The sequence below is a fragment of the Sphingobacterium sp. HSC-15S19 genome (assembly GCF_050433745.1).
In the GTDB taxonomy this organism is placed as follows: Bacteria; Bacteroidota; Bacteroidia; order Sphingobacteriales; family Sphingobacteriaceae; genus Sphingobacterium; species Sphingobacterium siyangense.
Genome location: NZ_JBNPWQ010000054.1, coordinates 1 through 16,178, shown reverse-complemented (window position 1 = coordinate 16,178; position 16,178 = coordinate 1). Strand labels below are relative to the sequence as shown.

The 16,178-nt window shown below is 36.7% G+C and carries 15 protein-coding genes; 3 read left to right on the top strand and 12 right to left on the bottom strand.

Annotated features, from left to right (window positions below; translation table 11 throughout):
* Nucleotides 1-109: 109 nt before the first annotated feature.
* The 4 genes from L1283_RS26800 to L1283_RS26785 form a co-directional block, all read right to left on the bottom strand.
* Nucleotides 110-1,402, bottom strand: a complete 1,293-nt coding sequence (locus tag L1283_RS26800) for a TolC family protein (RefSeq protein ID WP_260133052.1) — start codon at nt 1,400-1,402, stop codon at nt 110-112.
* A gap of 18 nt (nt 1,403-1,420) precedes the next feature.
* On the bottom strand, nt 1,421-4,537 hold the full coding sequence (locus tag L1283_RS26795) for an efflux RND transporter permease subunit (protein ID WP_429626702.1): 3,117 nt from the start codon (nt 4,535-4,537) through the stop codon (nt 1,421-1,423).
* A 3-nt stretch (nt 4,538-4,540) separates the two neighbouring features.
* On the bottom strand, nt 4,541-5,611 hold the full coding sequence (locus L1283_RS26790; protein WP_177766395.1) for an efflux RND transporter periplasmic adaptor subunit: 1,071 nt from the start codon (nt 5,609-5,611) through the stop codon (nt 4,541-4,543).
* 223 nt (nt 5,612-5,834) lie between these two features.
* Entirely contained in the window at nt 5,835-6,398 is a 564-nt protein-coding gene (locus L1283_RS26785) for a helix-turn-helix domain-containing protein (RefSeq protein WP_038330931.1), read from the bottom strand.
* Between the two features lie 193 nt (nt 6,399-6,591).
* Between L1283_RS26785 and L1283_RS26780 the strand changes: the two genes are divergently transcribed.
* Complete coding sequence (locus L1283_RS26780) at nt 6,592-6,858, top strand: hypothetical protein (protein WP_177766399.1); 267 nt, start codon at nt 6,592-6,594, stop codon at nt 6,856-6,858.
* Between the two features lie 42 nt (nt 6,859-6,900).
* Entirely contained in the window at nt 6,901-7,212 is a 312-nt protein-coding gene (locus tag L1283_RS26775; RefSeq protein ID WP_052217456.1) for a hypothetical protein, read from the top strand.
* Between the two features lie 167 nt (nt 7,213-7,379).
* Here the strand turns inward: L1283_RS26775 and L1283_RS26770 are convergent, their stop codons facing one another.
* From L1283_RS26770 to L1283_RS26760, 3 genes are read right to left on the bottom strand one after another with little or no spacing between them, the layout of a single operon-like run.
* Nucleotides 7,380-8,129 (bottom strand): SDR family NAD(P)-dependent oxidoreductase, encoded by a 750-nt coding sequence (locus L1283_RS26770; protein WP_177766401.1) that lies wholly within the window; start codon nt 8,127-8,129, stop codon nt 7,380-7,382.
* Nucleotides 8,130-8,137: 8 nt separating this feature from the next.
* A complete protein-coding gene (locus L1283_RS26765; protein WP_038330924.1) occupies nt 8,138-9,829 on the bottom strand; it encodes a 3-ketosteroid-delta-1-dehydrogenase in 1,692 nt (563 codons plus the stop codon).
* A 23-nt stretch (nt 9,830-9,852) separates the two neighbouring features.
* Nucleotides 9,853-11,061: an NADH:flavin oxidoreductase gene (locus L1283_RS26760; RefSeq protein WP_260031560.1), complete on the bottom strand. Its 1,209-nt coding sequence runs from the start codon at nt 11,059-11,061 to the stop codon at nt 9,853-9,855.
* Between the two features lie 108 nt (nt 11,062-11,169).
* On the opposite strand from L1283_RS26760, the gene L1283_RS26755 reads away from it, so the two are divergent.
* On the top strand, nt 11,170-11,718 hold the full coding sequence (locus tag L1283_RS26755) for a TetR/AcrR family transcriptional regulator (RefSeq protein WP_052217454.1): 549 nt from the start codon (nt 11,170-11,172) through the stop codon (nt 11,716-11,718).
* A gap of 96 nt (nt 11,719-11,814) precedes the next feature.
* Here the strand turns inward: L1283_RS26755 and L1283_RS26750 are convergent, their stop codons facing one another.
* The 5 genes from L1283_RS26750 to L1283_RS26730 all read right to left on the bottom strand — a co-directional run bounded on the left by L1283_RS26750 (nt 11,815) and on the right by L1283_RS26730 (nt 15,893).
* A complete protein-coding gene (locus L1283_RS26750) occupies nt 11,815-12,885 on the bottom strand; it encodes an iron-sulfur cluster-binding domain-containing protein (protein WP_038330919.1) in 1,071 nt (356 codons plus the stop codon).
* A 105-nt stretch (nt 12,886-12,990) separates the two neighbouring features.
* Nucleotides 12,991-13,395 (bottom strand): helix-turn-helix domain-containing protein, encoded by a 405-nt coding sequence (locus tag L1283_RS26745; protein ID WP_052217452.1) that lies wholly within the window; start codon nt 13,393-13,395, stop codon nt 12,991-12,993.
* Nucleotides 13,396-13,497: 102 nt separating this feature from the next.
* Nucleotides 13,498-13,737 (bottom strand): heavy-metal-associated domain-containing protein, encoded by a 240-nt coding sequence (locus L1283_RS26740; protein ID WP_038330917.1) that lies wholly within the window; start codon nt 13,735-13,737, stop codon nt 13,498-13,500.
* A 106-nt stretch (nt 13,738-13,843) separates the two neighbouring features.
* Nucleotides 13,844-14,353 (bottom strand): plastocyanin/azurin family copper-binding protein, encoded by a 510-nt coding sequence (locus tag L1283_RS26735; protein ID WP_038330915.1) that lies wholly within the window; start codon nt 14,351-14,353, stop codon nt 13,844-13,846.
* A gap of 184 nt (nt 14,354-14,537) precedes the next feature.
* Nucleotides 14,538-15,893 (bottom strand): MFS transporter, encoded by a 1,356-nt coding sequence (locus L1283_RS26730; RefSeq protein WP_260031558.1) that lies wholly within the window; start codon nt 15,891-15,893, stop codon nt 14,538-14,540.
* Between the last annotated feature and the right edge of the window lie 285 nt (nt 15,894-16,178).

The following is a 16,178-nucleotide window of genomic DNA, read 5'->3' as shown; positions in this document are numbered from 1 at the left end:
CAATACACCTTTTAGGTTATCATTATGCTGTTCTTGTATCGTTTTATCATAATTTCAATTTTAAAAATGTAGAGGCATATTGAGCCTCTACATTAATTGTTAATGATTACTATTTTATTTGTCCGATGGCTTTGTGATAAACAGCTTCAGCAATTTTGTATTTTACTTTTGCATCCAGCATACTGCTGTACGCACGCTGCCAAAGTGTTTCTGCTATCAATACATCTTCTCCAGTGATAGTTCCTGCTTGAAAACGATCATTACTTAATTTTAGATTTTCATCCGCTTCAATTAGTGAAGCCTGCATTAAATCTATATTGTTTGCCTGTAGTTGAAGGTTCAGTGTTGCTTGTTCTATCTCCACATTAATCTGGCTTTGAAGTTCTTTCAATCCATATTCTGCCGAACGTATGTTAGCTTCCTGTTGCTTTACTTTCTCTCGTTTACTTCCCCAATCGAATACGGGAATTTTTACGCTTAACATTCCGAAATAAGTAAGCATACTGTTTTTGGTTGGATCTCCAAAATTAATACCTTCTTTTCCAAAGGCAGCCATTCCGTTAAGTGATAAACCAACTACCGGTTTTAGATCGGCTCTGAGCATATTCTTTGTAAGTTCACTCATTTTTATGGCACTTGTGGCTAAGTCTACTTCAGGTCGAATTGCTTGTGTGCTTTGTAACATCTCATGGTTTCTAAATTCATCGTCACTCAACGTACCAACTACATCAATATCCGTTTGTTCTATTCCAGTTAGCTGGATTAATCTTTTTTTAGCCAATATGAGTTTGTTCTCAGCCGCCTGTAATCGAGCTTCATTTTCATTTTGAAGTACTTTTGCCCGAAGCACATCATTTTTATAAATAATACCTGCCTGGAATTGATTATTTAAAAAAGTATAATGGGAAGCTAATTGCTTTTTGACCTGTTGCTCCATCTTTATTTCTTCTTTAGCCTGTACAACAATCCAATAAGCGGTTTCAGTAGCTAACAATACATCGTCTTCGACCAATCTCTGCTGAGCGATACTCATCTCTATATTGGTTTCCGCCATTTGCTTACCGTACTTAATCTTTCCTCCTGTATAAATAGGCTGAGTAACACTTACCATTGGGGCGAAACCGTACTCAGGAAGCATTGTATTTAAAGGCTCACCAAAGTAAAATGCAGTTGCAGAAGCATCTATTTTGGGTTTTGCCGTTACGTCTGCTATTTGTTTCTCTGATCTGGAAGCAGTTACGTCTTCTCTGGCTTTACCAATCCTGTGATTGTTTTTCAATGCAAGCTCTTTACTTTCTGCAAGGCTCAATTGCTGTTGGGCAAACAGGTTATCTGTTCCCTGTAAAACAGCAAGAGCACATACAAAAGCTTTTACGAATGTTTTATATTTTCTTTGTAACATGATTTATTTTTTTGTCAATTAACTTTCGTGATGAAAATCATATTTATCGTGTATACCTTTATTCAAGGATTTCTTTGACGGTTTTACGAATCTGCTATACAATACCGGAACTATAAATAAGGTAGTAACCATAGAGACTAAAATACCTATTGATATTGTACTCGAGATCGGCCCCCATTCGGGAGAACCACTCGACATTAGCGGGATCAATCCAATAGCTGCTGCCATAGAAGTCAGGAAGATTGGGCGCATTCTTCGCTTAGCTGCTAATAGAGCTGCCTCTTCAATCGTATGTCCATGATCACGCACCAATTCATCAGCGTAGTCTACAAGGATAATTCCGTTTCGAACTACAATACCCAATAAGGCTGTAATACCGATAATTGCCATAAAACCAAATTCATAACCTGTAAGAAACAGTCCTAACATCGCTCCAAGTAAACTCAATGGGAATGATGCCAATACAATGAACACTTTGCCCACTCGTTTGAATTGGAATAACAGAACTAGGAATATCAACACGAAACTTATCATGAAAGCTTTCCCCATTTTAGGACCGCTTTCCAGACCATCTTCATACTCTCCTCCATAGGCAATTTTAACTCCTTTTGGTAATTGTAAGCTATCGATTTTCGGTTGTGCCTCGGCAAACACTTCAGCAGGTTTTCTACCCAATTGTGCTTCAGAAGAAACAGTTAATGTTCGCAATCCGTTACGGTGTACAATAGCCCCCGTATGCCATGAAGGTTGTAAATCCACCACTTGTTTTAAAGGTACTTTAGCTCCAAATGATGAAGTGATGTACATATTTCCCAAAGCATCCAGATCTTGCCTGTCAGCTTCGTCCGTACGCAATAGTATATCTATGGATTTGTTACCTTCCCACATTTGTGATATAGGAAAACCTTTTATTTTCGCACCTAATGCCTGCGCAATCTGTGCTTTGGTAACACCTAATCGTAAAGCGACATCTTCTTTTACTACAGCCTTAAGGCCTACATAATCATCCTGATAATCTGTACGTACCCAGTTTGCTCCTTTTGTGTTTTCTAGTATTGTAGCTACTTCTTTGGCTACTTTTTTCTGTTGCGTAATATCTTTACCAATCACACGGATCTCAATCGGAGCAGGCTGTTGTTTTTTACTTAACTGTCTAACGCGGACATATCCATTTGGCAGGAAATTATTGAATTTTTGAACATATTCATCTATCATTTCATTTGTGGCATCATTACTTTCTGTATTGATAAATATTTGCGCAAAATTTTCTCGCGGGTTTTCCGGTGAATATGTTGAATAAAATCGTGGTGAACTTGTACCAATAAAACTTGCTGTGGTAACAATACGCTTGTCTCCTGCGATTTCCTTTTCAATCTTTTTAACTGCCGCTTCTGTTTCGTGAATATTTGTACCGTTGTCCATCCACAATTCAAGATTAAACTGATTTCTTTCCACAATTGGGAAAAACTCGGTTTTCACTTGGCTTCCTACTACAAATGAAAGGAAGAAAATCGCCAGACCTGCAAACAAAGTCGTTTTCTGATATTTCATACAGAACTCTATAGCTCTGTCGAAACCATCCTGCATTCTATCTAAGAAATTACGTTTTTTAGGTTTTTGTGTATCATGGTTTTTCAATCCTTTTTTAAGGAAATGATAACACATATATGGTGTAAGAAACAACGCGACTAAGAATGAAACTGCCAAGGCTATGCTAACCGTAATTGGTATCCATTGTACGAACTCTCGTGTCATTCCTGTTAGTGTAAATGCTAATGGTAAGAATGATAGAACAATAGTAAGTGTCGCAGTGAATATCGGAACCATAAGCTGTGTTGCACTTTGCCAGGCAGCAGTCCATGACGGTACTTTTTCATCTACTTTTTCTATATAATTGTCTACGACAATTATGGCATCATCGACGACCATTCCAAGTACAATAATCAATGCAGCTAAACTAACCTGGTGCATTTCTACACCTATCATATTCAGAATGGCAAATGTCGCCAAAATGGTTACAGGTGCCGCAATAGCAGAAATCGTAGCTACTCTAAACGGAAGCAAAATCATTACCACCAGAATAACGGCTCCAATGGCAATTGCAAACTCAATAAAGAAATGCCCTAAGTTCATATCTACTACAGCAGGCTGATCTACAATGGTATTGACCTGTACATCTGCAGGTAAAACTTCTTTTACTTCTGTTACTTTTTGGGTCAATGCTTTACCTAAGTCAACAATATTCTGACCAGGTTGCATTTCTACAGTAAGCATCATTACATCATTACCAGCTACAGTAATTTTACTTTTTAGGTCTTCATATCTTCGTTCTATTTTGGCAATATCTTGCAAACGGATATTACCACCTTGAGGAGAACTATATACAATCAGATTACCGATTTCATTTTCATTTTGGTACTGAGCATCTGTAAAAATCAATAAGCGATTTTTGTCAATTTCAATATCTCCACTTGGGATCGTAACATTCTGCTGGCTCAATGTGGAAGCAATTTCATTGATGCCAAAACCATATTGTTTTAATACATCTTCACGAAGTGTGACATATATCTGTTGCTTCTGACCTCCGTAACGTTTTATTTTTGAAACTTGAGGAATCGTTTTAATACCGTCTTCCAATTCATCCAGATAATTTTCCAATTCGGCATATGTACGTCCTGGTGCAGACACAGCAATCATCTGAACCACCACGTCACCAAAATCACTGTTCACATACGGCCCTTGTACGCCTCGCGGAAGTATCAAAGGCATATTGGCATCTAAACCGTGCTGTAAAGTATTCCAGAATTTTTTAGTATCCTTGACATAGTCCTGTAATTCAACTGTGATTACAACCTGTCCAGGTTTACTTTCTGAATGTGTTTTTTCCTTCTTTATTTCTTCAAAACCGAACAGATATTGTTCCAGTTTATCCGTTACTTCTTTCTCCATCTGTTCTTCGTCACTTCCTGGATAAAAAGCAACGACAAGCCCTTGTCTAACTGTTATACGCGGGTCTTCACTCCTTGGCATTGTCAATAATGAAATCAAACCTGCAAGCACCATGATAACGGTAATCGCTATCGGTACCTGTGGATATTTCATTGCCGCCTCAACGAGGTTTATCTTTTTTTTCATAAATTATTCTGTTTTTGAAGCAGTTGTATTTACTGAAGCTGTTTCGGTTTTTACTTTTTGTCCGTCCTTTACATTATTTTGCCCGGCAAGGATAATAGTTTGATTTTCATCAAGTCCGTTGGTTATTATAACCTCATCGCCTGCAATTTTACCAACAGTAACCCTTGTCAGTTTTGCATTGCTATTTTTGTCTATCACATACACGTGAGGGATTTTATCAACATTGTTTATGATAGCTGTAAGTGGTACACGCACTTGTTTAACTTTAGCCGGAATACCTGCAAATATTTCGCTAATCATCCCAGGCATTAAAACACCTTTTGAATTGTCAAGACGTACTTTTAAAGTATATGCTTTGGAAATTTCATCAGCCACAGGATTGATAATTGTAATTTTACCGGTGAAATTTTGTTGCAGTGTAGGTATGTTTACTTCTACCTGCATACCTTGTTTGAAGTTTCCTATTTCGCTTTCAGGTACTGAGAATTGAGCGTATACAAGATCTGTTTTAACAATTGTAAAAGCCGGTACTCCTGGTGCTGCCATACCTCCGATTTCAGCTGATTTAACTGTAATTATTCCATTAGTAGGCGACATTAAACGGCTGTCGGCAATACGCTTTTTATTAATTTTTTTATTTGCCTGTGCCTGTGCAACTTTAGTTTTGATATCGATGTAATCTTTTTCAGGAAAACTTCCTTTTTTATACAATTCATCAAACCTTCTGAATGCATCCTCGCTCTGTTCTAATGTAGCATTGGCTATTTGCAAGGCCGCTTCATATTCTGTAGCATCTATACTTGCTAAAAACTGTCCTTTACTAACTTTTTGACCTTCATTGACACTCACATTATTGATTGTTCCGGGAACAGCGAAGCTCACGGTGGTCATATTATCTGGAACGATGGAACCTGAATAAACAACAGATTCTTCTGTTTCTGAACTTTGGATCGTACCTACTGTTACAACCGGAGGCTCATCTTTTAATTGTTTTTCTTCTTTTTGTTTACAACTCTGTATCAAACCTATCCCTATTAGGAAAAGGAATAGTAAACCTATTTTACCTGTTTTCATCTTTACATTTATTTTGTTACGTTTATTTTAACTTTAGATTTCAGGGACAAAGGTCGGTTTACAACATACAAACAGCTATACGAAATGACCGCTAAAAGTTGTGAAATTTACTTTTCATAAGGTGTAATAATTGACATAAAACGAAGAGCTACTGAATGATCAGTAGCTCTTCACAGTTACATTTAACTTAAATAACAGGACGTGAATAATTCAGTCTTTTGATTTAAAGAATCAAAGTTTGATTATCCCTATCCTTTAGCTGTTTAAAATAGCTTGATGTAAAGCCTGTATGCTTTTTCAATTGATTGGAAAGGTATGCCTGACTACTATAACCTAATACATTAGCAATCTCGGTCAAAGACATTTCTGTATTCATCAAAAGTTCTTTTACTTTTTCAATCTTACAGTGAATAATGTACTTTTCAAGTGTTATTCCTTCTTCTGAAGAAAACAATGCACTCAGTGTATCGTAATTCTTGTTTAACTTATTACTTATAAGAGCTGTAAATTTTGTAGGTATTCCACTTTCCAATTGCATATTAATACCATTATCAACCAACTCTTTAATATTGTTTATTGCTTTTTGGTTTTTATTATACATTAATTCAAAGCCATTACTTTTCAGCATCGCTTCGATTGCTCCCAGTTTTTGCGAAAAAGCTACTGTATCTTTTATTATCGCTTCTCCTAGTTTTACATCCACTACTTCAAAACCCAAAATAGTTAACTCTTTTTCAAGAACATACATACATCTATTGCACACCATTCCTTTTATTAACAGTGTCATAAGCTCTATATTATATTTAAAAAACAAAATTCAGCATTTACTAAAAATAAGACTTTATGATATTTCGGTTTTCTTTTGTGATATTTTAAGAAAGTATATTCAACAACATTAAATATCATAAACTAATCAAGGAAAAGTATATATCCAGTACCATTAATCATAACGAATTTTGTAATAGACAATATCCATTAAAATGAATAGTAAAGAAATAAACGAACATCCAGTTTTAGATATATTGAAAGATTATAACGCAGGTAAAACCGGTCTGGAACTTTTTGAGAAATATGGTATATATGGTACAAATATTTTTGAATTGAAATCAAAATATAAGGATTTAAGATCCGATATCCTTTTAGAATTGGTAAATTTAAACGACGAAAATAGCCGATTAAAAATAATGTATGCTGACTTGTCCGTACAACACCAAAAATTAAAAGATTTGTTGCAGGAGGATTTCTAAAAGTACAGCGATAGAATAATAGTAACTTAATAATATTATGATATGACAAATGTAATGTACAAATATGCCACAGTGTTGGTAGCGATTGAAAATCTTCGCAAGGAAGGTTACGATGTAGATTTTAATCTTGAAGACAACTGCTTAATTTGTGGCAACAATAAATATACTATTGATGACTTTGAAATTGAGCAAGTCTACCGATATGAGGGAGATAGCAACCCCAGTGATGAATCTACTGTTTATGGAATAGCCTCAAAAGATGGCTTAAAGGGAATTTTGGTCACTGCTTACGGTGCTTATACAGATGGAATGAGTGCTGCGATGCTTAGGAAATTATCGCTTAAAAATGAGTAGAAATTGTATTTCCATTTGATTTAAGGACCTAATAGAAAGTTATTAGAAAAAATTATGTTCTTGTTTCATAAACAATACTATTAACATAACTTTTTGATAAATGAGAAGATAAAAAAGCCAGGTTAAATTGTTGTAACCTGGCTTTTGAATATTAATATAGGGCTACATTATTTGATTGTTGTTCCTCCATCTACTGGTAAATTTACCCCTGTAATGTATTTTGCTTCCTCTGATGCCAAGAATAATGCAGCATTCGAAATATCTTCAGCCATTCCCAATTTTTTCATCGGAATAATTCCTAAAAAATAGGCTTGATAGTCTGGACTATTCAAAAATGCCTCGCTCATAGGTGTTAAGATATAGCCCGGATTAATGGCATTTACTCTAATTCCAAAAGGTCCGAAATCCACGGCGGCTGCTCTGGTAATTGCTGAAACCCCACCTTTGGAAGCCGTATAAACTCCGGGACCTGACATTCCGGTTAAAGCGGCAATCGAAGAAATATTCACGACACTCCCACCTCTTTCTTTCAGGTGTGGTAATACAGCCTGCATCCCCAGCATCACGCTGCTTATGTTGATGTCATATGCCTTTTTCCAGGTGTCTTCGGTTTGATCTTCAAAAGGAACTGCCACTGAAATCCCAGCATTATTGATTAAAATATCCAGTTTTCCAAAAACGCTGATTGTTTCTGGAAGTACTTTTTCAAACCAGTCTTCCCGTTTTGATACGTTATGTACTAGAGCAATGGCATCACCACCATCTGATTTGATTTTTTGTACAATAGTTTCTAATTTATCTTTTTGAATATCGGTCGCTACTACTTTTGCTCCTTCTTTGGCAAAAGAATAAGCCATAGCTTCCCCCATTCCGGAAGCTGCCCCAGTTATTATTGCTACCTTATTATTTAGTCTCATATATCTTATTATTTTTTTGCTGCGTGATGTGCTATAATATAACCAAATACCAATCCCTGCCCGATGGTTCCGCCAGCTCCGGGATATTTATTTCCAAAAATATTTGAGGCATTATTTCCCAAAGCGTACAAGCCCTGGAAAGCGGCCTGATTGGTTTTCAATACTTGTCCATGTTCGTTTGTCATCATTCCACCGCATGTTCCCAAGTCTGATAAAACGATTTTTACCGCATATAATTTTCCAGAAAGCGGTCGAAGACAATTATTAGGCATTTGTGTTGGATCTCCATAATAACGGTCGTAAGCGCTGTTGCCTTTTCCAAAATCGGTATCTTTTCCTGTAGCTGCAATGGTGTTGAACCTGCCAAATGTTTCCGTAAACGCTTCGACAGGTAATCCCACTTTTTGAGCCAGTTCAGATGCATTTTCAGCCGTAAAAGCAATTTTTGCATCAAACCACTCTTGTGGAATTTTCATTCCCGGAAAAAGTGTGCCGGCAAGCAGATAACTATTTCTGTAGTTCTGATCAAAAATCAACCACATATCTTTTATAGGCGTTCCATACTTTTCCTGTTCTAAAACGATTTGTCCAAAACTCATATAATCCACCGCTTCGTTTATAAACCTTTTTCCCGTATAGTTTACCAAAAATGATCCCGGAAGCGAACGCTCTGCCAATAATACTTGTGGTTCGCCTTCTTCTGTTAATGGAGCTATAGCAGGAAACCACCATGTTGAAGTCATATTGGTAATTTCTGCTCCAATCTTTTCTCCTAACAGAATGGTATCACCTGTATTGCCTTCGCTACCTAAACTTACATTTTTTAAAGAGGGAGATTGGTATTGGTGGCGCATTAGCATATTATGATCAAATCCGCCTCCTGCCAAAACCACACCTTTCTTCGCATTTATCTGAACCAATTTTCCGTTTTGAACCGCTTTTATTCCAGTTACTTTATCACCATCAAACAATAATTCTGTAATTGAAGTATTGGTCCAAACCGGTACACCTGACCGAAGCAAACCAGCAAACATCCCTGAAGCCAGTGCCTGACCACCACCAACTAATCGTTTTCCAATCAACAATCCGCCAATTCCCTGAATTCCTCTTTTCAGCATAATCGGTATAGACTTAAATGGTGTTTTTGTCATTAAGTTGAGCCATTTGTAATCGTAACCTGTCACTGGAACTGGTACAGGTGCCTCAAGTTGACCGGGGCGAAACCTTGCTGTGTCTTTTCCTAATAAGTTCATATTGAAAGGACGACATTCGCAGGTTCTTCCTAAGACTTTACCACCTACAACTTCTGGAAAATAATCTGAATATCCTTTTGCCCAAAAGAATTTCATAGGCGTGGTTCTCTCCAACATTTCTACTGCTGCTGAACCATTTTGCAAGAAGTTTTCCCAACGGGATTTAGGAGCATTATCTCCAACTAAATTCGTTAAATATGTTTCTCCATCTTTCAATGTATCATCGGAACCATCTTGTTTCAAAACAGGATTTGCCGGTATCCAAAATGCACCACCGGAGCGTGCAGTAGAGCCACCAACCAAAGCTGTTTTTTCGATAACTAATACTTTTAATCCTAATTCATGGGCTGCTAGTGCAGCTGCCATACCGGTTCCCGAACCTACAACTACCAAATCTACGGTAATATCTGTGGCTGTTGGCCCCGGGATTATTTCTTTCTTGCTCATATTCAGTCTTTTTTAATTATAATTTATACAGGTAGTTTAGACGAAGTAGCGTATTCGGGTATAAAAACACAGTTGGTTGTCTGAAAAACAGTAGACATACATTTATTGCATTGAATACATCTTCCTCTTCCCAACGGATTATCTTTTAATTTATTGATGATATCGGGCTCGCGAAGTAATGCCCTTCCCATCGCAACAAAGTCAAAACCTTCCTGCATAGCCGTTTGCAAATGCACATAATCATTAATTCCTCCCAACAAAATCAGTTGAGCTTTTTTCACTACTGTCTGGAATTGCCGAGCCGATTTAAGCATATAAAGATGTTCGTACGGGTATTCACCTAACACTAATTTTCCAAACCATTTTACCCCCAATCTGAAAATTCCTTTCTGTGTTTTTGACATGCCCTCTAAATCAGTTTCACCTCTGAACAGATACATTTGATTTTTTACCGAAGATCCCATCGTTAACTCAAACGCATCAACAGCGCCTGTTTCGTCCAGAATTCTTGCTGTTTGTGTGGACTCATCTAACCAGATTGAGTTTTTAATACCATCATCCATAGACATTTTAACAATAATTGCCAAACGGTCTTTCACCCTTTCTTTTACGGCAAGAAGGATTTCTTTTGCAAAACGTGTACGATTTTCAATAGAACCGCCATATTCATCTTTTCTTTTGTTGATCCAAGGACTGAAAAAAGAAGATACCAGATACAAATGCCCAAAATGAAGTTCGATCGCATCAAAATTGGCATCGGCAGCAACTTCTGCGGCATCCGCAAATTGCCTGATAATGGTTTTCATTTCCTCTCGGCCGATTTCACGACAAACCTGAAAACTAGAAGGACTTCTAAACCTTGACGGAGCAATTGGTTGTACACCTGTGATTTGTTTGGTGGCTACGGGACCGGCATGCCCTAACTGTGCGGAGGCTTTTCCGCCAGCCTTATGCATCGCCTGTGTAAATTGTTTGAGGCCTGAAATATTTTCACGAACCATCAAAATTTCTCCCGGTGCTGCAAAACCTTCTGCGGAAATAGCGCAGTAGGCAATATTTGTCATACCAACCCCTCCTTTTATAAAGCCCTCATGAAAGTCTATTAATGATTGTGTAACTTTTCCGTCAGGGCTTCTGCCTTCACTGGTTGCCGCTTTTATAACCCGATTCGGAAGAGTAATGGGTCCTAATTTTGCGGGTGAAAATACTTTATCAGGATTAATTGCATTCATAGGATATTGAAGTTATTGTTTCTTATCAAAGATAAACAAATAACAAATAAATGTTACATAGTGTAACATTTAAAAAATTATTAATTTTGCACCAATTAAAATCATTATATGAATTTGAAAGCTAGATCCGATTCTGTTCAAAATAAAGTAAAAATTGTAAAAACTGCTTTGAATCTATTCATGGAGAAAGGAATAGATATTCCATTGACTGAAATTGCCAAAGAATCTGATGTTTCCAGAATGACTTTTTATCGTCATTTTCCGGATCGGGAAGCTCTTGTGTCGGCAGTATTTCATTACAATCTAGATCAACTTGATTTATACGCTAAAGCATTGCAAGAAAACAAAAATGGATTCTATCTGTTGTTAAAAAAGGTATTGATACAACGGGTGGAATATCATAACTTTTTACCTTATATCAACGGACAGGAACAAACCTTGACTTCTTCCAGATTGTTTGAGATTTTCGAAAAACCAATTCAACTCGCAAAAAATAGCAACTTATTACGAGATGACTTTTGTTGTGAAAAAGATTTACTGATATTAATATCAATGGTAGGTGGCGCAGTTGCATATGTTCAGATGTCTGGTCAATCTGCCATTGAGCGAACATTAGAATTGCTTATGAACGGAATTAAAGTAGTTACAAAAGAGTAAGTTGCACATCTCTAGCTATTTCGATATGTCGTCAGTATTTTAATATCAAATTAAAGGCTTAACAGCATATTATTTAATCAATATCGTTTTTCTTATTCACGATACAGTTACACATACATCCGCATTTGTCGGATAGCTTTGGCACAATAAAATTATTCCCTCGGCAATATCCTGTTCTGTCAGAGCCCCATTATGGAGCATCCGTACTTCGCCATCTGTTTTTACTGCCCAACAAGCCCCACAGGTTCCGTTTTTGCAGGAACTCGCTACTTTGATATGATGCTCTTTCATTGCATCCAAAAGAGATTGCTTCGGCTGCACCTCAATGAGTGATGTGCATTCATAGGTCTGCTTTTCATCATTCTCGTAGTAGTCCTCATAGTAATTTACAATCACATCTTTTACAACACCGTCAGTTTCCAAATCTCCCACATCAACTGGAACTGGGTCGAAATATTCCAAATGAATATTTTCTTCTGGAATATTCAATCCTGTTAAGGCATTTTTATATAAATCCATTAAGCCGGTAGGTCCACAAATGTAGTAATGGGCATCGTTTATTTCAGGAACAAGTCGTTTGATTATGGAACGAAGTACCAATAGAGAGAATCGTCCTGCAATATGATTGATTTTAGTAGAGATAAATTCGGGGGAAGTAAAGGAATAGCATATTTCGAGACTTTCATTTATCTCTAAAGTTTCCAGTTCATTATAAAAAATAGTTTCACTTGGCGTTTTATTACTGTATATCAGTAAGGGAATTTGACGACTACTATCAATACTATTGAGCATAGAGAATAAAGGTGCGATACCGCTACCACCGGCCAAAAGAACTATTTTGGATTGTCCAGCTATTGTATCTTCCAAAACAAAATTCCCAAACGGTGCTTCAATTTCCCATATTTCTATTTGGTCTGCATTTTCAAAAATATAGTTACTCATTTTTCCTCCAGTTACTCTTTTTACAGTAATAGCTGGATTAGGATCTGAGGGTTTGGAACTAAATGAATACGAGCGAATTACCATCTCTCCATCTATGTTGCATCTGATGTTTAGATACTGACCAGGCAAGTAGGAAAATTGTTGTTGATCGGTTTCAAAGTATATGGTCAGAGTATCCTGTGTTTCCTTCACAGTTTTATGGGTTCGCCATGTAAATTTCTTCATTTTAAATAATTTCTATCTGCTTTGTTATCTTTAAAAGGAAACCTCTACTTGTTGTTCACAAAGAGAGGTTCATCAAAACATGATATTTGATAATTAAATTTCGTTTTACTTTTCTTGCTGTCTTCTGATAATTGCCAGCTTGTTTTTTCTTATCTGTTTGAAATGGGCAGACGTTAATCCTGTATAGGTCTTTAATTGCTCGGTAAGCTCCGAAGCTTTTTTATAACCTAACGATTTTGCAATTTGCGTGATAGTTTGCTCGGTATATACCAGCAATTCTTTTACCTTTTCAATTATTCGCTTTGTAAATATAATTTCAAGGCTGACATCACATTTTAAAAGAAACAGATTGTTCAGTTCTTGATAATCCGTATTGAGTTCGCTTGTTATCTGAATCGCAAACGGAGCAGATGAACCTGTATCCAATTGGGTCTGAATAATCTGATCTGCTACCCGGTGTACTTTCGTTATTACATCCGAACAGTCACCTAATTTTAATTGATGTAACATAACTTTTTATGTTAGAGATTGGGAAACACTGTTTTGGTACCCTAAGAGTAAATGGAGAAAAGCCCAGGGATATATTCAGCAAATCCCCGAGCAATATTGAACTTACACGCAGCAAGAGCAGCTTGACGTTTTTTCGCTATCTCCGCCATCTACTTTGTAGCCAGCTTTCTCAATAGCCTGGACCAACTCTTGTTTCACACTATCATTCTCTATTGAAACAGCAAGTTTCCCTGCTTCTAATTTTTCAATAGTAACGCCATTAATATCTTTGATTGCTCCATTTACTCTTGATTGGCAGTGAGCACTTTGCATGTCTGGTATGCTTAATTCCAAATTTTTCATTTTATCTTATTTTTAATGTTTAACAAATTTCCGTCTTAATTTGATACTTATTATTATGGTATTCCTTGTAAGATTTGTGACTTTTACTGATTTTAAAATTATGATTTTATTCTACAATGAACTTACCCTTCATATAGATGTAGTGGCCTGGGAAAGAACATAAAAAATCATAAGAACCTTTTGCAGGAGCATTAAAAGTAATTTCGGTAGTTTGTCCGCCACCAATCATATCTGTTTTGGTAATAACGGCTTTTTCCATTTCTTTTGGAATATAGTCATTATCTTTAGCATTGATTGCTGCATTAGCGAAAGCATTGAAGTCTGTACCTTGTGCAAGAATAACAACATTATGTCCCATTGCTTCAATTGGTGCTTTTCCGGTATGCTTAAGAATCAACTTTACAGTTTGTCCTTCTTTTACTTTAAGTTCGGTTTTATCAAATTTCATATCATCACCGCCACTGATGGTCAACTCAACTTCGTTTGCTTGTTCCGTCGGGACAGTTGTTTGTTCTAATACAGGCTGATTGTTTTCTTGTACACTTTGTTCTGTTTTCTTATTATTGTTACAAGCAGTAAATATGATTACTGACAAGCCTAAAACTAACTTTTTCATTTTCTATGTAATTTTAAATTGTTATCTTATACTGCAAATTTCAGTACATTTGTTATCCTAAATATTATGCAATTCCTTTTTAGATTTATGATATTTACTGAATTGTAAAATTGTATTGTTGATGCAATGCAAAACCCCCATTGTAATTATTACAACGGGTGTCTGTTCCTCTAATTTTATAAGGTTACTTTTGACTATTTGGAACGCTCAATACGATAATAGTACCAAGAATTGCAGGAATTGCCCATACTGCGAAATTAGCAAAGTTGGACAGTTCTGATGCGATAAGAATACCGCCAAGAATGATTGCAACTGCTGCACCTATACGACCTACTGCAAGGATAGTACCTAAAGCTGTACCACGAGTGGCATCGGGATAATAGGTAGCGATAAAGCCATTCAACAAAATTTGTGCACCTATGGAGCCGAAACCAACTACGGCTACAAGCAAGTAAGTAAGGCTCATAGACCATCCATTACCGTCGCCTGTACTAAAGCCAAGAGCCATTAGGAATAATGCAATGCCTGCCATCGCAAATGCCGCTGAAACAACTCTTTTTGCTCCGAACTTGTCTGCCAATGGGGAAGCAATTAGCGAACCTGCTACTGCTCCAGCATTCGTGACCAACAAGAACGTTAATGCTGAAGTAGCCGAATAACCTGCAATAGTTAATAACGTAGGCAACCACGTATTAAGTCCATAGATTAAAATCTGACCAGAAATAGCTGCGAGCAAAAACACAATTGTAATCAATGCCCAGCGACCTGTAAAGATTGCCAATAAAGGATTGCGTTTTTTTTCGACTTGCCGAACTTCTTTTTTAATTGGCGAAGTTGGTTCTATGGGTGTTAAGCCATATTCTGCTATAATTGTATCTGCTTCTCTAATGCGACCTTTTGATCTTAAATATACCGGACTTTCAGGGAGATAATAGAGTAATAGTGGTACAACGGTAATTAATGGCAATGCACCGATCCCTAACATTCCACGGAAACCAATTGTTTCTACTAAACCGATAGCCAACAATGCGGCGAAAATACCTCCCATAGAATAACCGGAAAACATTAAAGCGTTATTGAAATTTTTACGCCCTGCTCTTGAAAACTCTACTGTTGTAGCTACTGCTGTAGGGATTACACCACCGAGACCTAAACCAGAAATAAAGCGAAAAAGCCCGAACAGAAACGGTGTAGGAGCCAACGCCGTCGCAATCATAAAGAGAGAAAAAAATGTGACTGCTCCAATTAAAACTTTTCTACGTCCAATTAAATCTGTAAGGTAGCCAACAGTAAGTGACCCTATTGCCATTCCCACAAGAGCCAGACTATTTATAGAGCCTGTTTCAGCGGTAGTTAACCCCCATGCTTCATAAGCTAGAATAGATTTTACTATTGTTCCGTATACTACTAAATCATAGCCATCAAATACTAAGACGATAAATGCTAATGCAATAACAATGGCTGGGGATTTTTTTATTTTAGTTTTAGAGTGATTGGACAAACCTGTCTCAAGGGCACTCTCTTGAATATTTTGTTTCATTATTAATATTTGTAAGAATTAAAAAATTGTTTATCAATTTGAGTTGGATTGATATTTGCCAAACCCAGAAAAAGTAAAGTGTCTTATCGGGTTTGAATATAGTCCTCAACAGTGACAACAACAATCAGATTTCTCACTGTGGTAGTGAGTTAATCCAAAAATAATTCTATTAATAATGTTCAACATTTTGTCACTTGCGTCCTAAACGTTTAAAAAGTGGCGGTGTTTGGATATAGCAAAGTTGCTATATTTAAATTGCAAAATTATAACACACCGCCATGATAA